Source organism: Coprococcus sp. RTP31081st1_H1_RTP31081_211007, assembly GCF_040227275.1.
In the GTDB taxonomy this organism is placed as follows: domain Bacteria; phylum Bacillota; class Clostridia; order Lachnospirales; family Lachnospiraceae; genus Coprococcus; species Coprococcus aceti.
In genome coordinates, this window is the sequence record NZ_JBEHVP010000019.1 from 1 (window position 1) to 1,970 (window position 1,970).

The 1,970-nt window shown below is 35.1% G+C and carries 2 protein-coding genes; both read right to left on the reverse strand.

Annotated features, from left to right (window positions below; all coding sequences use genetic code 11):
- Positions 1–1,167 precede the first annotated feature (1,167 nt).
- Positions 1,168–1,506 carry a hypothetical protein gene (locus ABUA31_RS14320; protein WP_147344001.1) on the reverse strand — a complete coding sequence of 113 codons (339 nt, stop codon included), beginning with the start codon at positions 1,504–1,506 and terminating at the stop codon, positions 1,168–1,170.
- 10 nt (positions 1,507–1,516) lie between these two features.
- A partial coding sequence (locus tag ABUA31_RS14325; RefSeq protein ID WP_349820004.1) for a hypothetical protein occupies positions 1,517–1,970 on the reverse strand: 454 nt, incomplete at its 5' end.

Below are 1,970 nucleotides of genomic sequence, written 5' to 3' on the forward strand. Positions count from 1 at the left end.
CAAGCTTGCCCAAGTCTACATATAAAAGCACGCCTCTATTCCCCATTATTTTCATCCCCCCTGTACTTGTCAAGTATAGATGTTGCTGGAACAAATGCAACACACGTACCAGCAACACCTGTAAATTCTTTATAGTTCCTAAATTCCAGCCTCTAAAGTTCCATAATCAAGCCATTGCCTGTGCAGAACCCAGCAGTAGCAACCTAGTTCCAAATACAGTACGAATAGGAACTAAAACCACAAGCCGTAATTCGCCCTGTTTTGCCTTTTCATGCCACAGTGGAAGTAGTTAGCACCAAAAGACGTAAAGACAAACGTAGGACAACGTGTGCATTCGTAAGGGCAGAACCAGCAAAAGCACCAGCTAAGACTGGCACAGGAATACCCCTAGAACTGCTGGAACTACTAAGTTTTCTACCGTTTATCTCATGAAGGGAGAAAGTTATCGTGGACGAAACTTAAAAACTTATTCGATAGAAATCAATGATCCTGTTGAATAAGGGACAATAAGCAATTAGATAAGTTGGTGCATTGGCTATTTCTAATGAGCTTAAATTGGTCAATTCTGTTGGACTCTGAGTGGTTAATTCCCCCAGGCTCTAACATCGGCACTTTCCTTATATGCAGGATTTTGAACGGACACACTGTCACCAGATGTTCAAAAGAAAGTAACTTGATATGGGATTTTTTAAAAAAATAAGAGATTTTTCAAAAGTAATTGTGGAGAATTGAGGGCATAGAAAAAGCCAGTAGATTTTTACGTTTCTCTGCTGGCTCAATAAATTTAATATGCAATTACATATCGTGAATATTTATCCTATTATTTATAATATATTTGCATCACCAGAAGGAATATCCACATAAAAATTACCGCCTTTTGACCATTTTTATATCTGCTTTACCGTTTTTAGGACTCCTTTTTTAACTAATTCTACTCATAAAACAATGCATTTGTTCAATCTGTTACATTTCATCTGAAATTCTTGTTCATTTATCTGAATGGATTATGTTTCATATCTACAGTTGCCTTCCGTATGACGATGCAATGTTGTTTTGTATTTCTTCTAGAGCTGGTAAATTTGAAACGACAAGAAAAAACGGAGACACCCTAACATATCTTTAGGTTGTCTCCGTTTTTAGTTTGAAATAACTTTCTAAATAATATTTTTACCAATAAAGCAACTCACTTATTTCATCTGATTTTCTTAATATATTTTTCCACTTTTCAGATGTTTTTACAGTTTCAACATTAAGCATATCAGGAATACGTTCTAGTTCCAAATAAGCATTCCTTAACTCTATACTTTTCTCTAATATATCATTATCAATCATACCTTCATCTAAAAAAAGATTTAGTGTATCTTCGTGCAAGAAACTAATTATATCTATTGAAAATTCTTCAAATAGATTATGTTTAATTGTATCATCATCTTCTAGAAGCAGATAACTTCCACATTCCTCAATTGTACTTTTAAAATTCTCATATCTTTTTTCTAACGAAATCATTTTGTCACCCCTAATCATAAATTACAGTTGCTTTATCACCCTTCAGTGGAATATAAGTCTCTGGATTTACTACTTTAATTTTTCCAGTAGCTCCAGATGATATTCCATAATATGAACCTCCATGCTTACCTCCGCCTGGATGATAAAAAATAGAAATATCACCGTTCATTAATTTCCATCCACCACCATTACTTCCGTATACACCTCTAGTCCAGTCGTTCCCTAGTATAGTTTGCAACTCATCTACAGTATACCCCTTTAGTCTAGTCGGGTCACTGAAAATGTCATCAACAGAATTGATATTCCAACGAACATTGTCTGCACCATATTTTCCCTTTAAATATTCATTCCACTCTGCTCCACTTCTAGGTATTTCGTTATTGAAATTTGTCTTACTTCCACCCTCACAAGTAATACTTCTTTCAGACTCCACCCGTCCTTTGCTAGTAGACATACCCCTATTC